The organism is Brenneria rubrifaciens (assembly GCF_005484945.1).
Classification (GTDB): Bacteria; Pseudomonadota; Gammaproteobacteria; order Enterobacterales; family Enterobacteriaceae; genus Brenneria; species Brenneria rubrifaciens.
Genome location: NZ_CP034035.1, coordinates 751,705 through 766,616 on the forward strand (window position 1 = coordinate 751,705; position 14,912 = coordinate 766,616).

Annotated in this window: 13 protein-coding genes; 9 read left to right on the top strand and 4 right to left on the bottom strand. The window is 52.6% G+C overall.

Translation table 11 applies throughout. The features are described 5' to 3' along the window. Positions 1–134 precede the first annotated feature (134 nt). The gene (locus tag EH207_RS03525; RefSeq protein WP_175413633.1) at positions 135–3,254 is read left to right on the top strand and encodes an autotransporter domain-containing protein; all 3,120 of its coding nucleotides are present in this window, start codon (positions 135–137) and stop codon (positions 3,252–3,254) included. A gap of 63 nt (positions 3,255–3,317) precedes the next feature. Here the strand turns inward: EH207_RS03525 and EH207_RS03530 are convergent, their stop codons facing one another. The 4 genes from EH207_RS03530 to mutH form a co-directional block, all read right to left on the bottom strand. Further along, positions 3,318–4,358 carry an NADP(H)-dependent aldo-keto reductase gene (locus EH207_RS03530; protein WP_137712759.1) on the bottom strand — a complete coding sequence of 347 codons (1,041 nt, stop codon included), beginning with the start codon at positions 4,356–4,358 and terminating at the stop codon, positions 3,318–3,320. Positions 4,359–4,621: 263 nt separating this feature from the next. Next, entirely contained in the window at positions 4,622–4,840 is a 219-nt protein-coding gene (locus tag EH207_RS03535; protein WP_137712760.1) for a YgdI/YgdR family lipoprotein, read from the bottom strand. Positions 4,841–5,121: 281 nt separating this feature from the next. Beyond that, entirely contained in the window at positions 5,122–5,835 is a 714-nt protein-coding gene (locus EH207_RS03540; protein WP_137712761.1) for a TerC family protein, read from the bottom strand. A 900-nt stretch (positions 5,836–6,735) separates the two neighbouring features. Next, a complete protein-coding gene (mutH, locus tag EH207_RS03545) occupies positions 6,736–7,419 on the bottom strand; it encodes a DNA mismatch repair endonuclease MutH (RefSeq protein ID WP_137712762.1) in 684 nt (227 codons plus the stop codon). Positions 7,420–8,118: 699 nt separating this feature from the next. Between mutH and rppH the strand changes: the two genes are divergently transcribed. The 8 genes from rppH to EH207_RS03585 all read left to right on the top strand — a co-directional run bounded on the left by rppH (position 8,119) and on the right by EH207_RS03585 (position 14,903). Beyond that, entirely contained in the window at positions 8,119–8,652 is a 534-nt protein-coding gene (rppH, locus tag EH207_RS03550) for an RNA pyrophosphohydrolase (RefSeq protein WP_137712763.1), read from the top strand. A gap of 12 nt (positions 8,653–8,664) precedes the next feature. Continuing rightward, positions 8,665–10,911 (top strand): phosphoenolpyruvate--protein phosphotransferase, encoded by a 2,247-nt coding sequence (gene ptsP / locus EH207_RS03555; protein WP_137712764.1) that lies wholly within the window; start codon positions 8,665–8,667, stop codon positions 10,909–10,911. Positions 10,912–11,084: 173 nt separating this feature from the next. Next, the gene (gene lgt, locus EH207_RS03560) at positions 11,085–11,951 is read left to right on the top strand and encodes a prolipoprotein diacylglyceryl transferase (RefSeq protein ID WP_137712765.1); all 867 of its coding nucleotides are present in this window, start codon (positions 11,085–11,087) and stop codon (positions 11,949–11,951) included. A 40-nt stretch (positions 11,952–11,991) separates the two neighbouring features. Then, the gene (thyA, locus tag EH207_RS03565; protein WP_137712766.1) at positions 11,992–12,786 is read left to right on the top strand and encodes a thymidylate synthase; all 795 of its coding nucleotides are present in this window, start codon (positions 11,992–11,994) and stop codon (positions 12,784–12,786) included. Positions 12,787–13,008: 222 nt separating this feature from the next. Beyond that, positions 13,009–13,512, top strand: a complete 504-nt coding sequence (locus EH207_RS03570) for a prepilin peptidase-dependent protein (RefSeq protein ID WP_137712767.1) — start codon at positions 13,009–13,011, stop codon at positions 13,510–13,512. Further along, the gene (locus tag EH207_RS03575; protein ID WP_137712768.1) at positions 13,506–14,087 is read left to right on the top strand and encodes a prepilin peptidase-dependent protein; all 582 of its coding nucleotides are present in this window, start codon (positions 13,506–13,508) and stop codon (positions 14,085–14,087) included. Before EH207_RS03570 ends, EH207_RS03575 begins: the two co-directional genes overlap by 7 nt. Beyond that, positions 14,084–14,539 (top strand): YgdB family protein, encoded by a 456-nt coding sequence (locus EH207_RS18305; protein ID WP_246048934.1) that lies wholly within the window; start codon positions 14,084–14,086, stop codon positions 14,537–14,539. The genes EH207_RS03575 and EH207_RS18305 overlap by 4 nt, the downstream gene beginning before the upstream one ends. Continuing rightward, positions 14,523–14,903, top strand: a complete 381-nt coding sequence (locus EH207_RS03585) for a prepilin-type N-terminal cleavage/methylation domain-containing protein (protein WP_246048935.1) — start codon at positions 14,523–14,525, stop codon at positions 14,901–14,903. Before EH207_RS18305 ends, EH207_RS03585 begins: the two co-directional genes overlap by 17 nt. The last annotated feature ends 9 nt before the right edge of the window (positions 14,904–14,912 follow it).

The window sequence follows — 14,912 nt, forward strand, 5'->3', positions numbered from 1 at the left end:
ACTTTATGTTGTCGTATTTTTTTACAATTTCTGCGCTTTTGTGATGTTTTGTTTTCGTTATGGCAATAACATAGCCCAAGTGGTTTGAATTAATGGTTTTGCCAGTGACGTTAAAAACAACTATGGAGAGTAATATGGATATTTTTTCCAGGGTTATTCCTGGGTCTGAGCACGGATCGCACGCTTCATGCAAAAATGTAATCTGTCGCAAAACGAAATTCAGCCAATGGCCGCAGTGGTGGACGAGCGCGTTATTGGTGATGGCTTGTCTTCCGGTTACGCCGTCGCGCGCAGCGACCGCGGACGATTTCCGAACGCCGGAATACCTGATCAACGGTGCGTCGCTGGATTCAATGCAGGCGGCGGACGCTTACGCACAAGGGGCCAGCGGCCGGGGCGTAACGGTGGGGATTATTGACTTGGGCGCCGATTTGTCAGGGAGGGAATTTCTGGGGCGGGCGGATGCCAGAACGCGCTGGTTAAGCGCTCCTGTTGATAGAATACCACACGGTCGCTATGTCGCAGGGGTGATAGGCGCGGCGAAGGATGATGCCGGCGTACATGGCATTGCCTACAATGCCAATCTGCTGGCGCTCGGCAGCGATATGGGCGTTAGCAGCTTGGCCCAGGCGATGCTTGAAATCGCGAAATACCCGGATGTGAAAATCATCAATAACAGCTGGGGTTTTGCGATCTACTACGATGCGATGAACAGTTACTCTCCTAAAACCAAGAAAGAGATAGACAATATTTTGGTCCCCGGTTTTACCGAGTTGGCGGAAGGTATCACATCACGCGGAAAATTGATGGTCTTTTCCGCAGGCAATGAAGGACACCTGACGCCTGCATTGCTGGCGGGGTTGCCGACATGGCTGGATGTCACCGGTAAGGAGAACCGGATCGGCAACAATTGGCTCAGCGTGATGTCGTATAATCCCCGGCAATCTTCGAATAGCGTGGCATTTATCGCGCCATTCACTAACCTCGCCCAGGGAGCCAGCGAATACAGCCTGTTGGCGCCGGGTGTGGGTGTTTCCACCACCTCGAACGGTGAGACTTATGAGACGTTGAATGGAACGTCGTTTTCCGCGCCCTATGTAACCGGCGTCGGTGCGCTGGTTAGTGAAGTGTTTCCCTATATGGACGGCAAACAGATTGCCGATGTCCTGCTTTCCACCGCGACGCCGTTGCGCGGCGATACCCTCCCTGAAGCGGTGATGCTGCAAAACATCGAATACGATGGCGATCTGAACGAAGTCGGCGCCTCGTTGAAGTTTTATTCATACCGGCGTGATATCACGGTTACAGATGAAGAGGTCGACGTTCTGCTCGACTCGTTAACCTCGGACAAAACCCCCGAAGAAGTGAAAGAAAGGATTCGAGGCATGATCCTCACTGCGTCCCGCGAGCAGAACGTCATCGTGCTTCCTGAGGATGAATATCAATCACTGTTCGGTCAGGGGATTGTCAACGCTAACAGAGCGGTGCAGGGACCGGGAGCGTTAAACGCCCGGCGGCTGGCTGAAAGCGATATAGGCGGCGGTGCGACTGGCGGCGACTATGCGTTGTATGGCATCGATACTCAGGGCATGGATAGTACTTGGGGCAATGATATTACTCAGATACGCAATAAAAATCCTCAAAGCGCGTTGTTCGGGCGGGATGTGGGCTTAAATAAACAAGGCGATGGAACGCTTTACCTGACGGGCGACAACACCTATGCCGGGCCGACTATCGTACAGGGCGGCGAGGTCGTGGTTGGCAAGGTCGCGGGGGGAACCGGCAGTCTGGCTGGTGATGTCTGGGTAAAAACCGATGCGAAGCTGGGGGGGCACGGCAGGATTGCCGGCAGTGTGACGCTTGATAGCGGCGCCACGCTGTCTCCCGGCAACTCCATCGGGACGTTGACCGTCGGCAGCGTGACTTTCAACCAAGGCAGCACTTATACATTTGAAATAGACGCGCAGGGCAGGTCGGATGGTCTGGTTGTCACGAAGGATGCGCATCTTGCGGGGACGGTGGCGATCTCAGGTTCGAACAGTCCGTTATTGTTGGGCGATCGCTTTAGGCTGCTTGATGTCGGCGGCGAACTGACGGGAAAATTTGACTCGCTGAGCTCGGCGCGCCAGTCAGTATTTCTGACGGACGCGCTCAGCTATAGCGGTCAGCACGCTTATCTGGATGTCGTGCGCAACAACCGGCCATTCAGCGAAGTAGCGCAAAGCCGTAATCAAAGCGCCGTCGCGCAGGGGATAGAAGGCCAGGAGAGTGGACGAGTGTTTGAGGCGATAGCCAATTCGACCAGCGAAGAGGCGTCGCGCGACGCGTTTGATAATCTTAGCGGTGAGATTTATGCTGCGTCACGCGCCGCACTGTTCCAACGCAGCCGCTATGTGCGCGATGCCATCAACAGTTCAATGCATGAAGGGAAAGCAGATACGCTGTGGTTAAGCCAATGGGCTAACGAAGGGAGCGTGGACGAACAGTCGGGATTCGCCAAAGCAACGAACCACGGTTATGGATTTTTAATCGGCAACGGTAGACAGGTTGGAACGGACAGTACTTTGGGTTTTGCTATCGGCAGTGAAAAAAGCAAAATCAAAGTCGATGAACGCGCTTCCAGTGTTGATGTCACCACCTACCATATCGCCAGCTATTTCGGCACGACGAAGTGGGGTGTGGATGTGCGCGCCGGGATGGAATACAGCTATCTTGATATGGCGACCGAGCGGTCAATCACGGTGCCGGGACTGGAGAACCGGGTAAAGGCGGAATACCGTGGGCATCTGGCTCAGGGCTTTGTTGAGGGAAGTCATCGTTTTTCGCTTAACGACAATTTTAGCTTGGAACCTTATGGCAACACGGCTTACGTTTGGCAAGGCATGCCCGGCGCGCGTGAAAACGGCGGTCCGGCCGCGCTGAGCTGGGGAAAACAGACCGACAGCGTCGTGTTTTCCACGCTGGGACTGCGTAGCGAAGCGCGTTTTGCCGCACCGCTGCCCGTTGCGTTTTATATGGATGCGGGCTATCAGCGACGGATGACGTCCGATGATAATCAAATGCGGATGCGTTTTGCTCAAGGTGACGAATTTACCATTGAGTCCGGCTCCGTCGATCGCGACACGTTGCTGCTGCGCACTGGCGTCTCTCTGGGTATGACGCGCAACGGAAAGTTATCGCTCGGCTACCAGGGCGTGCTGGGGGAAAACTCGCGTGATGACAGCGTCAGGGTGCAGTTAGGCATAAAATTCTGAACGGTGTGGTAACGACACGCCGCTCCGTTAAGGCGCGGCGTGCAAAACGTTTGCTGATAAAAATTATGGAGCTGGAAAGGTAAAGCGGCGGTGGATAGCCTCCAGTTCGTTCAGGATCGCCTGGTCTAATGTGAGTTCCAGACTGGCAAGATTGGTTTGAAGCTGTTCTACCGAGGTTGCCCCCAGCAGGGTGGTTGCCACAAATGGCTGCTGACGAACGAACGCCAACGCCATTTGCGCCGGATCAAGGCCGTGTTTGCGTGCCAGCGCCACATATTCGGCGATGGCCTGTTGAGTCTGGGGCGCGGTATAGCGGGTAAAGCGGCTGAATAGCGTATTGCGCGCGCCCGCTGGTTTTGCGCCATTGAGGTACTTGCCTGTCAGCGTGCCGAATGCCAATGCCGAGTATGCCAGTAGCTCCACGCCTTCGTGCTGGCTGATTTCCGCCAGACCCACTTCAAAACTGCGGTTGAGCAGACTGTAAGGATTTTGAATCGACACAATGCGCGGCAGGTCGTGTTTTTCGGCCAGATGGAGATAGCGCATTACGCCCCAGGGCGTTTCGTTGGAAACCCCGATGTAGCGGATCTTACCGGCCCTGACCTGTTCGTTCAGCGCTTCCAGTGTTTCCAGCAAGGTAACCGCGGGTTTATCCTCGGTATATTGGTATCCCAATTTACCAAAGCAGTTGGTTTGGCGTTGCGGCCAATGCAACTGATACAAATCAATATAATCGGTGTTCAGGCGCTTAAGGCTGGCGTCCAACGCGTCACGGATGTTTATGCGATCCAATGCCTGCTGTGGGCGAATGGCGTCGTCATTGCCGCGAACCGGGCCGGATACCTTGCTTGCCAGAATGAGTTTCTCACGCCCACTACGGGATTTCAGCCACGAACCAATATAGCTCTCGGTTAGCCCCTGAGTTTCCGGCCGTGGTGGAACCGGATACATTTCTGCTACGTCAATCAGGTTAACGCCTGCGGCAATAGCATGATCCAATTGTGCATGCGCTTCAGCTTCACTGTTTTGTTCGCCGAAGGTCATCGTGCCAAGGCCCAGCACACTGACTTCTAGAGAGCTATGGGGAATACGGTGATATTGCATTGCCAGCTTCCTTGTATATCTGAAAATAGCCGATGTATCGCTATACCCGTCATCTTTCAAGTGACAGATGTGTTGGCTGAACGGAATGACTCGGCCCATTCCGGGCGGAGTCCGGCAGGGGCCGCCGCCGTCTTCCTATCACGCGAAATAGGTCGGGATGACACACCTGAATTTGACTATAACGAAGCCACGCGATGTGGGGAAGCCTCATTGTTGCCTGACGGCGTGATAAAGGCATTCGGTTGGGGGAGGATATCCGTCATTCAGCGTTCGATAATTTGGGAAATATTATTGCTGTTAATCAGTTTTTCGTTGCCCTGTTCATCGATGTAGCTGAGCATGCCTGTCTCTTCATCAAGAACAGGTTTGTTTTGCGTCAGCAGCATCTGTCCTTCTTTGGTTGCCATGACATACTGGCTGGAACAGCCGCAGAGGGAGAATACTAAAGCCAGTGTGACTGCCATTTTTACCTGCACTTTCATCGTTATCTTTACCTGTTTCGGACAGCAAAAAATTGAAGGCTATCTAATGAGTCTAACAAATCGTTTGCGGGGATTAAGTAGGAATAAGGGGAAGAGTTGATGAAATTATCGTTAATTTTGGTTAAGGCGAGTGAAAAAATGTGTCAAGGGCAGGGTTATAGGAACAACATACTATGAAACACGGTGCATTGCAGAGCAAATATCCACCTTGTCACCGTGCTTTTTATTATCTGTACCTACCCCGGCGGCAGGTACAACGGCGAAAACCGCGGTGCGTAAGATCAGTCCGCTTTAGCTTTCTTGCCGCGCAACAGGTTCAGGGCTTCGACAGACATGGAGAAGAACATGGCAAAATAGATGTAGCCTTTCGGTACATGAATATCGAAACTTTCCAGAATAAGCGTGAAGCCCACCAGAATCAGGAACGACAGCGCCAGCATTTTGACGGACGGATGACGCTCGACGAACTCGCCGATGGTTCGGGCGGAAAACATCATCACGCCAACCGCGATAATCACTGCGGCCATCATGATAAACAGGTGGTCGGAAAGCCCTACTGCCGTGATCACGGAATCCAGACTAAAAATGATATCCAGCAGCATGATCTGTACGATCGCGCTAAAGAAGGAGTGCACTTGTGTCGCATGCTCTTCCGAACCGCCTTCCACGGTTTCATGAATTTCTTTAATCGACTTCCAGATCAGGAAAAGCCCCCCGAAAAATAGGATCAGGTCACGCGTCGAAATCTCATTACCCAATATACTAAACAGCGGATTGGTCAAACGGATAACCCAGGCAATTGAAGCCAGTAATCCCAGACGCATGAGCATGGCGCCCATGAGGCCGATACGGCGAGCTTTATTTTGTTGCGCTTTGGGAAGTTTGGCGACAACCAACGACAGGAAAATAATATTGTCGATGCCAAGAACGATTTCCAGAATAGTCAGCGTTCCTAGCGCCAACCAGGCATTCGGGTCAACAATCCAATCAAACATTTATCAATACACCTTAAACGAAACGTAAGCGACATTATACGCCGCTACATTGCTGAGCAGGCAAGTGAAAGTGTGAGAGTGCCGCAAACCATTCTGTTGCGCGCTGCGATATAACGTCATCCCTCATCACTATCACCTGGGCGCCGTTGCTCAGGGGTATACCCCTCCAACTTCAAGTTGCATGTGCGTTGGTTTTCCTCGCTCACCCCAGTCGCTTTCTGACGTAAACGCCAGAGGATTCGCTGTGTCGCCGCCTTTGCTGCAACGCGAATTATTTCGGGTATGAATCAGGAAAAGGGACGTTTCCCTCCACCACGCAGGCAGTTTAGGTATAGCTATGAAAATGCGATGGCTTATGACTCATTAAAAATGCCGCGTGGTTTAGATTTTTTAAAAACCTAAAAATTAATCTTATTATTTTAAATAAAACCAGCATCGCGATAAGGCAGCTTTACAGATAGAGCGTAATTAAATTTGTATAGGTAAAAAATATGTCTGCAATGGAATAATCGCTTATTTCGCCTGTTTCAGGATTTTCTCTCACGTCCTTTGGAGATAAGAAACATACAACTCTGAATGGTAATGCCTTTCAGTTGCGACATACGTTACGAATAATCCAACCATCATGGTAAGAATAAATACCAGTAAGTAAAAACAGTGCCTTATCCTCATCACCCTCACCTTGAATACATTATGCAAATAGACAGGATCACCCCTGAAATCAGAACCCAATGAACCTGAGAGGCGTTTTGTCTTTCCAAAGTCCAAGACCCGAGCCATAGCGGAGCATCCGTTCCGGCGTCATCTCTATTTCTCCGTAAGCCCTGCTAATTATTTTGTGCAACGTTTCTGTATTCTTACCAACATTTCGTTGTGCGGGCATACCGGAAGGGATATCCGTCATAAAAAATGGCGTGCTAGCAGAGGCGCGGTAAATGTTTTCTTCAGATAAAACCCGCGCGGTAATGTCATAATAGGCTGCCCGAATTCACCAATGGCTTCCGTCAGGGCGCGACTGTTGGCGGCTTTGGGGCGTAATTGCAGCACTTCCCCGTGACGCGCGGTGATGCTCTCAACCTTTCCCAGCACAATCAAGTCCATCAACTCTTCCCAATCCCGGCGCAGTTGTTCCTCTTCTTCTTCGTTCGGACTCCAGATGAGCGGAGTGCCGATCCGCCGTTCGCCCAACGGAATCGGCCGCGAACCTTCAACCGGAATCCACAACACGCGCGCCAGTTTGTGCCGAACGTGGCTGCTTTCCCAAGTGACGCCGCTGTTGCCGGTCAACGGTGCGACGCAGACAAAGGTGGTTTCCAGCGGGCGGCCTTGCTCATCAATAGGAATGGTTTTCAGCTCAATGCCGATATCGGGGAAATCCTGCTCGGGCTTGCTGCCTGCGCTGGCTCCCAGAAAGCGCTCAAGTAGAACGCCAATCCAGCCTTTATCACGCTTCAGGTTTGTCGGCAGCGGCAACCGCGCGATGCTGGCGAGTTCCGCCAGATTATAGCCCGCGAGCGATTGGGCTCGTTGCAGGAGTTCCTGTTCATTATGGGGTGGCGCAGTCAGAACGGACGGTGAATTCATAGCATGCCTAATCTGATTTTTTCCGCTTAAAAAAAACACAGCGGGTGAAAAACATTAACCTATAACCTGAAAGGCGGTTGAAAAAATTCAATAATAGCATGATCCATAGTACTTTTTTTCAATGTGGAAATGCATGCGGACACCGGTGTTTTAAACTGTGCACCTGTAAAAACCAACAATGAACAGGATCTTACACCAGGTTATCCACAGATTTCTTGGATAACCGGCAAAAAGATGAATTACTGGTTTGATTTACAGCCTTGACGTCGCAGGTTTTTGCTGTTTTTGCCTATATATTGCCTGATTCCGTCAAGGCGTCTGTGGATAAAATCAACATGGGGCAATTTTTCGCCAGCGCAGCCTTGAAAATCATTCAAGCAGGATCTCCTACGCTGATCTTGCTGTAAAGATCGCACTTAATTTTATGAAAATAAAGTACTATTTTTGAAATGCATCAGAAAATTCCGATCTGCCGTTAATAAGTTTTACGCATCTTTTAATGAGTTCTGCACAAAGATGTCCACAGAAATAGTGAATAAACCGCCATTTCTTTAGCTCATCTGTTTATAACTTTGATTCTGGCTGTGGGTCATCTTGATTTTATCAGCGTGACAACTGCGCTAAGCAGTGGTTTACCGCCTGCCGGGAGTGTGAAACAATCAAGTCATCTTTGTATTCAAAGTTTATCGAGGTAGTCCGGTGATCGATGATGATGGCTACCGCCCGAATGTGGGAATTGTAATTTGTAATCGGCAGGGGCAGGTACTGTGGGCCCGCCGCTACGGTCAGCACTCCTGGCAGTTTCCTCAGGGGGGGATCAACCCCGGAGAGAGCGCGGAGCAAGCGATGTACCGTGAGCTGTTTGAAGAGGTGGGACTGAAGAAAAAAGATGTCCGCGTTTTGGCCTCCACCCGCAGTTGGTTACGTTATAAATTACCGAAACGTTTGGTGCGATGGGATACTAAACCGGTCTGTATCGGCCAAAAGCAAAAATGGTTTCTGCTACAGTTGATGAGTAATGAATCTGATATCAACATGCAAAGCAGTGGCACACCTGAGTTTGATGGCTGGCGTTGGGTCAGTTACTGGTATCCGGTTCGTCAAGTTGTGTCTTTCAAACGCGATGTTTACCGGCGCGTAATGAAAGAATTTATCAGTTCGGTGTTACAGCTTCAGGAGAATTCGGCGACACGGACGGCACCGCCGTCTGGCTCCCGGCGAAAAAGAGGGTAATTCAGGCACAACATGCTCACGCGCTTGCGAGAAATTGTCGAAAAAGTAGCTGCAACGGCTCGCCTTAATGATGCGCTGGAAATTCTGGTCAATGAAACCTGTCAGGCAATGGACACGGAGGTCTGTTCGATCTATCTGGCTGACCACGATCGCCAATGCTACTACCTGATGGCGACGCGCGGTTTAAAGAAACCGCGCGGCCGTAGCGTCGCGCTGGCATTTGGGCAAGGCGTGGTCGGCCTGGTGGGGCAGCGTGCCGAACCGATTAATCTGGCGGATGCCCGTACTCACCCCAGTTTCAAATATATCCCCGCTGTAAAAGAGCAAGATTTCCGCTCTTTTCTGGGGGTTCCTATTATTCATCGCCGTCAGTTGCTGGGCGTGTTAGTGGTTCAGCAGCGTGAGCATCGCCAGTTTGACAAGAATGAAGAGTCGTTCATGGTCACCCTGGCCACGCAGATGGCCGCCATTCTTTCCCTGTCCCAGATTAAGACACTCTTTGGCCATTATCGCCAAACGCGCATTAAGGCGCTGGTCGCCGCGTCCGGCGTGGCGATCGCACCGGGCTGGCAGGATTGCGGCCAGCCTTCTTTGGATCAAGTTTTTCCCGCTTCGAGTCTCGACAGTGAACGCGAACGTTCCCGGCTGATGCAGGCGTTAGAGGCAGCCACGGCCGAGTTCCGGCGTTTGAGCAAGCGTTTCAATGCCAGCGCCCAAAAAGAAAGCGCCGCCATTTTCGATTTGTACTCTCATCTGCTGAATGACGCGCACCTGAAACGTGAACTGTTTCAGGAGGTGGATGCGGGCAACGCGGCGGAATGGGCGGTCAAACTGGTGACGGAACGCTTTGTGGCGCAGTTTTCCAATTTGCAGGACACCTATCTGCGTGAGCGCGCGGGCGATTTGCGTACTCTGGGCCAACGACTGCTGTTCCATCTCGATGACAACGCGCAAATTATCGGCCAGTGGCCCGAACGTTTCATTCTTGTCGCCGATGAACTGACAGCCACTTTACTGGCGGAGCTTCCTCAGGAACGGCTGGCGGGCGTGGTGGTGTACGACGGCGCGGCCAATTCCCATGCCGCGATTCTGGTGCGGGCAATGGGCATTCCTACGCTGGTCGGTGCCGATATTCAGCCAGAACTGCTTCATCAGCGTCTACTGATTATCGACGGTTATCGCGGTGAGCTGCTGGTGGAGCCTGAACCGGTGCTGGTGCAGGAATATCAGCGTCTGCTGATGGAAGAAAATGCGCTTACGCGTCTGGCGGAAGACGATATGGAGCGCCCCGCCATCCTGAAAAGCGGCGAACGCATTCAGGTTATGCTGAACGCGGGACTGAGCGCGGAGCATGAGCGGGTGTTTATCAATCAGGTTGACGGCGTCGGCCTGTACCGCACCGAAATCCCCTTTATGCTTCAGAGCGGTTTTCCGTCTGAAGACGAACAGATGACCCAGTACCAAAGTATGCTGGAACTCTACCCGTCGCGTCAGGTTATGCTGCGAACGCTGGATATTGGCGCGGATAAACCTTTGCCTTACCTGCCCATCAGCGAGGAGAATCCCTGTCTCGGCTGGCGCGGGATCCGCATTACGCTCGATCAGCCGGAAATCTTTCTGGTTCAGATTCGCGCCATGCTGCGGGCGAATGCCCATCTCGGTAACCTGAATATTCTGCTGCCGATGATCAGCAGTCTGGATGAGATTGATGAAGCCCGACGACTTATCGATCAGGCGGTGGGCGAAGTAGCGGAAATGTTGGGTTTTCCACAGCCTAAACCGCGTATTGGCATCATGGTGGAGGTGCCGTCCATGATTTTCCTGTTGCAACATCTGGCTTCCCGTATCGATTTTGTCTCGGTTGGCACCAACGATCTTACTCAGTATCTGCTGGCCGTCGATCGCAACAACACCCACGTCGCTTCCCTGTATGACAGCCTGCATCCGGCTATGCTACAGGCGCTGAATCATATCGCCGTTGAGTGTCAGCGCTACGACATTGCGCTTTCCGTGTGCGGCGAGATGGCGGGAGAAGCGTTGGGGGCGCTACTGTTGACGGGACTCGGATACCGCACGCTAAGTATGAATGGTCGTAGCGTGGCCCGCATTAAGTACCTGCTGCGTCAGATCGCGTTGCCTGACGCACAGTCGTTGGCACAACAGTTGCTCAATGCGCGAACCGCCGGCGAAGTCAGACAACAGGCAGCAATCTTTATTGAAGAACGCGGACTGGGCGGACTGATTCGCGGCGGACGCTGATTTGTGTCGATGTTAATAAAAGGTTTTACAGATCTTTCCCCCTGGATAACCACCGGTTCCGATGCGCTATGCTATGATTCGCTGCCGCAGTTTGCGGGCAAGGGTGATATCCCGCTCTGGCATAGGGATGCCCCCGCCCGCGGGGGACAATACAACAAAATATGTGGTGAACGATGACGACGAGCTATCTGGCGTTTCCTCAGTTTGATCCGGTAATTTTTTCAATTGGGCCGGTGGCGCTGCACTGGTATGGACTGATGTATTTGGTGGGTTTTGTGTTCGCCATGTGGTTGGCCAGCCGCCGGGCCAACAAACCAGGCAGCGGCTGGAAGAGAGATGAAGTCGAAAACTTGCTCTACATGGGGTTCCTCGGCGTTTTTGTCGGCGGACGGCTGGGTTATGTCCTGTTCTATGCGTTTCCCTCCTTTCTGGAAAACCCGCTCTACCTGTTTAAAGTCTGGGATGGTGGCATGTCGTTCCACGGCGGTCTGGTTGGCGTCATTGTTGTCATGCTGTGGTTCGCTCACAAAACCAAACGTCATTTCTTTCAGGTGTCTGATTTTATTGCGCCGTTGATCCCTTTCGGCTTGGGGGCCGGTCGTTTGGGCAACTTTATTAACGGTGAGCTTTGGGGACGAGTTACCACGAATACGCCGTGGGCCATGCTGTTCCCCGGTTCTCGTGCCGAAGATTTGGAACTGGTTGCGCAAAACCCGCAATGGCAGGCCATTTTTAACCAATACGGTATGTTGCCTCGCCACCCGTCACAGTTGTATCAAATGGCGCTTGAAGGCATTGCCCTGTTCATTATTTTGAATCTTTTTATCCGTAAACCGCGTCCGATGGGCAGCGTTTCCGGGCTATTCCTGATTGGCTATGGCATGTTCCGCATTATTACGGAGTTCTTCCGCCAACCGGACGCGCAATTGGGGCTGTTCGGCGATATTTTCAGCATGGGACAAATTCTTTCGATTCCGATGGTGATTGCGGGCGTTTTGATGATGGTGTGGGCGTATCGTCGCAAGCCATTATCACAGTAATTGTCAGGCGTTATCTCTTTAATATTTGCGGTGAGGTTGTATGAAACAGTATCTGGATCTGATGAAAAAAGTGCTTGAGGAAGGGACGCCTAAGGCGGACCGCACCGGCACCGGCACCCGCTCTATTTTCGGTCACCAGATGCGGTTCAATTTGCAGGAAGGTTTTCCGCTGGTCACAACCAAGCGCTGTCATCTGCGGTCCATTATTCACGAACTGCTGTGGTTCCTGAATGGCGATACCAACGTTGCGTATCTGCATGAGAACAAAGTCAGTATCTGGGATGAGTGGGCGGATGAAAACGGCGATCTCGGCCCGGTATACGGTAAACAATGGCGCGCCTGGGGCGCGGCCGACGGGCGTCAGATCGATCAGTTGAAAAATGTGCTGACGCAGTTGAATCAGGAGCCTGACTCCCGCCGCATTATTGTTTCGGCCTGGAACGTCGGGGAACTGGATAAAATGGCCCTGGCGCCTTGCCACGCTTTTTTTCAGTTCTATGTCGCCGACGGAACATTATCTTGCCAACTTTACCAACGCTCGTGTGATGTATTTCTGGGGCTACCGTTTAATATCGCCAGCTATGCGCTGCTGGTGCACATGGTGGCACAACAGTGCGATCTGGATGTCGGGGATTTTGTCTGGACCGGCGGCGACACCCACCTTTACAACAACCATATGGAACAGACTCATCTGCAATTGAGCCGTGAACCGCGAACGCTGCCGAAACTGGTGATCAAACGCCGACCTGATACGCTGTTTGATTACCGTTTTGAGGATTTTGACATCGAAGGTTACGATCCGCATCCGGCAATCAAAGCGCCGGTGGCGATTTAATATAACTGTTGAGCTTCATGCGTTAAGGCCGCTTCCGCGGCCTTTTTTAATCGCATTGTTGTACCTATTCTGTTCCCTTCGCCGGCGCATCGCCGCCGGTTTCCACCTGTCTCCCCGCAGGCGTTTTCCGCAGTTACATCGTTGCAATAAAACATTGCGCGGCGGTAGGCATAAAATCGCTAATTAACTGTATTGAATGACGAAAATCCCTACACTGCTCACATGAATATAAATCATCGGCAACGGCGGGGGTTTACCTTGCTTGAGATATTGAGCGTTTTGGCAATCGCAGCATTATTGACTGGCGGTGGCCTGTACGCATGGACAGGTTATCAACAGGCGCTGCGTCTGGAGCAGAGCGCACAACAATTACTGGATTTTTTCAACCGGGTTCAGGCCAATGCCTATTGGTATAACCAAACTCGCACGGCATGGCTGATACAGCAGGGAGGACGCTGGTGTATCGTCAGCGATGCCGGGCGTCAGGTGGAAGATATAGGCTGTGGTGAAGAGAACAGTTTGCAGTATGTCCCCACAGTCAAAGAGATTTCGGTAGCAAAGGCGACCCGCGATAGCTTTGCTTTTTATGGTTTGCGCAATACTGCGCAGGCCGGACACATGACGCTGATGAGTCCGGCTGGGAGATTACGCCTGGTTATTTCAGTGCGCGGGCGCATGCGGCTGTGCAGTGAAGAGCGGCAGGTTCTGGCGATCCCGCTATGCTAAGAGCCTTGCACACGGGCTTCACGCTGCCCGAAATATTGCTGGCGTTGAGCCTGAGCAGTCTGATTATGCTGTCTGCGGCACAGTGGTATCCCATTCTGCGCAGCCAGAGCCAAAACAGCGCGCAGTATTTCCGGTTGGAACAGCTTTTCAGCCAGGTAGCCTACGGTATTGAAAAAGATATCCGCCGCGCGGGTTTCTGCGCCGGCGAGTGTCGGGGGACGCCGATAACGCTGGGACGCTATCCGGGAGAACAGGCCAACAGTTGTCTTAATGTCTCTTACGATCTGAATCGGAATGGCACCTGGGACGGGGGAGAACAACAGGAAGGAGAGTCTTTTGGCTATCGTCTGCGCGCCGGGACGCTGGAGATCCAGAGTGGTGCGCACAACTGTCAGGGCGATCGCTGGGAGAAACTCTTCGATCCGCGGGAAGTCATACTTACGCACTTTCAGATACAGCCTTTGGGGGGCGCGGCGGGGAGCACGCTGTACGAATTGCAGCTGACTGGATTCTGGACGAAACGGCCTGCCATTCAGCGCGCCATCACGCGTTTAATCCGGGGACGAAATCAATGAAAAACAGAAGTGAGTGCGGCAGCGGTACGCTGGTCATGGTGATGCTGATTTCCGCTATTGGGCTGTTGCTCATGTCTGGTTTACAGCGCAAGCTTGATGCGGCGGTACAAAGGGGAAATGAGGAGCGCCACTACCTGAGGGCGTTTAACCAGGCGTTATCCTCCCTGAACTGGGGGCTGTATTTAGACTGGCCCGAATTACGGGATAATTGGACGTGCCGGACGCTGGCAACGGATGCGCTGAACGTGTGTCTGAAAAAAGCGTCTGATGAGGGTCTGGGTTTATTGCGCGGAGAGGGCGTGCTACCGTCCCTACGTCAGCCGCTTTTCCTGTATCAACGGGTGGCTTTTTCTGGTTCGGAATCAGACCGTAGTCCGCTACAGGCCGTGTCCCGCGGCTGGCTGGATTTTTGCCCGGATAAAGAGGCCGAACGCTGTGCCGGCCCGGAATAACCGCGTGGTGGCCAGCCGTCTTTACCCGCAGAAGGGGTTCAGTCTGCCGGCAACGCTGGTTGCGGCGTTGCTGTTAACGGTGTCGCTGCTGGGATTACTGCAATATCACCAGGTGCTGCAACAGTCATTTCTGCTTCAATGGCAGCAGCGGCAGGCATGGCGGCTGGTCATGCAGCAGTTGGAAGCATATGAGGCGGGAGTGCAGTACACTAATGGGTTCGGACGGGGGTGGCGGTCCGGTTTGTCAGTGCAAAGGCTGACGGTGGAATGCAGGAAAGTGACCGCGACCGTTGTCACGCCGGGAAACTATCAGGCGCGGCTTACCCGCTGGTTTTGTCCGGCGGCACAATCCGTTAATGAATAACAGGTCACA

Excerpts from the sequence above, each read along its gene's own strand:
- EH207_RS18305 (WP_246048934.1), top strand. The coding sequence starts at position 14,084 with ATGAAAAACAGAAGTGAGTGCGGCAGCGGTACGCTGGTCATGGTGATG.
- EH207_RS03530 (WP_137712759.1), bottom strand. The coding sequence starts at position 4,358 with ATGCAATATCACCGTATTCCCCATAGCTCTCTAGAAGTCAGTGTGCTG.
- EH207_RS03540 (WP_137712761.1), bottom strand. The coding sequence starts at position 5,835 with ATGTTTGATTGGATTGTTGACCCGAATGCCTGGTTGGCGCTAGGAACG.
- ptsP (WP_137712764.1), top strand. The coding sequence starts at position 8,665 with ATGCTCACGCGCTTGCGAGAAATTGTCGAAAAAGTAGCTGCAACGGCT.
- lgt (WP_137712765.1), top strand. The coding sequence starts at position 11,085 with ATGACGACGAGCTATCTGGCGTTTCCTCAGTTTGATCCGGTAATTTTT.
- thyA (WP_137712766.1), top strand. The coding sequence starts at position 11,992 with ATGAAACAGTATCTGGATCTGATGAAAAAAGTGCTTGAGGAAGGGACG.
- EH207_RS03535 (WP_137712760.1), bottom strand. The coding sequence starts at position 4,840 with ATGAAAGTGCAGGTAAAAATGGCAGTCACACTGGCTTTAGTATTCTCC.
- EH207_RS03570 (WP_137712767.1), top strand. The coding sequence starts at position 13,009 with ATGAATATAAATCATCGGCAACGGCGGGGGTTTACCTTGCTTGAGATA.
- EH207_RS03525 (WP_175413633.1), top strand. The coding sequence starts at position 135 with ATGGATATTTTTTCCAGGGTTATTCCTGGGTCTGAGCACGGATCGCAC.
- mutH (WP_137712762.1), bottom strand. The coding sequence starts at position 7,419 with ATGAATTCACCGTCCGTTCTGACTGCGCCACCCCATAATGAACAGGAA.
- EH207_RS03575 (WP_137712768.1), top strand. The coding sequence starts at position 13,506 with ATGCTAAGAGCCTTGCACACGGGCTTCACGCTGCCCGAAATATTGCTG.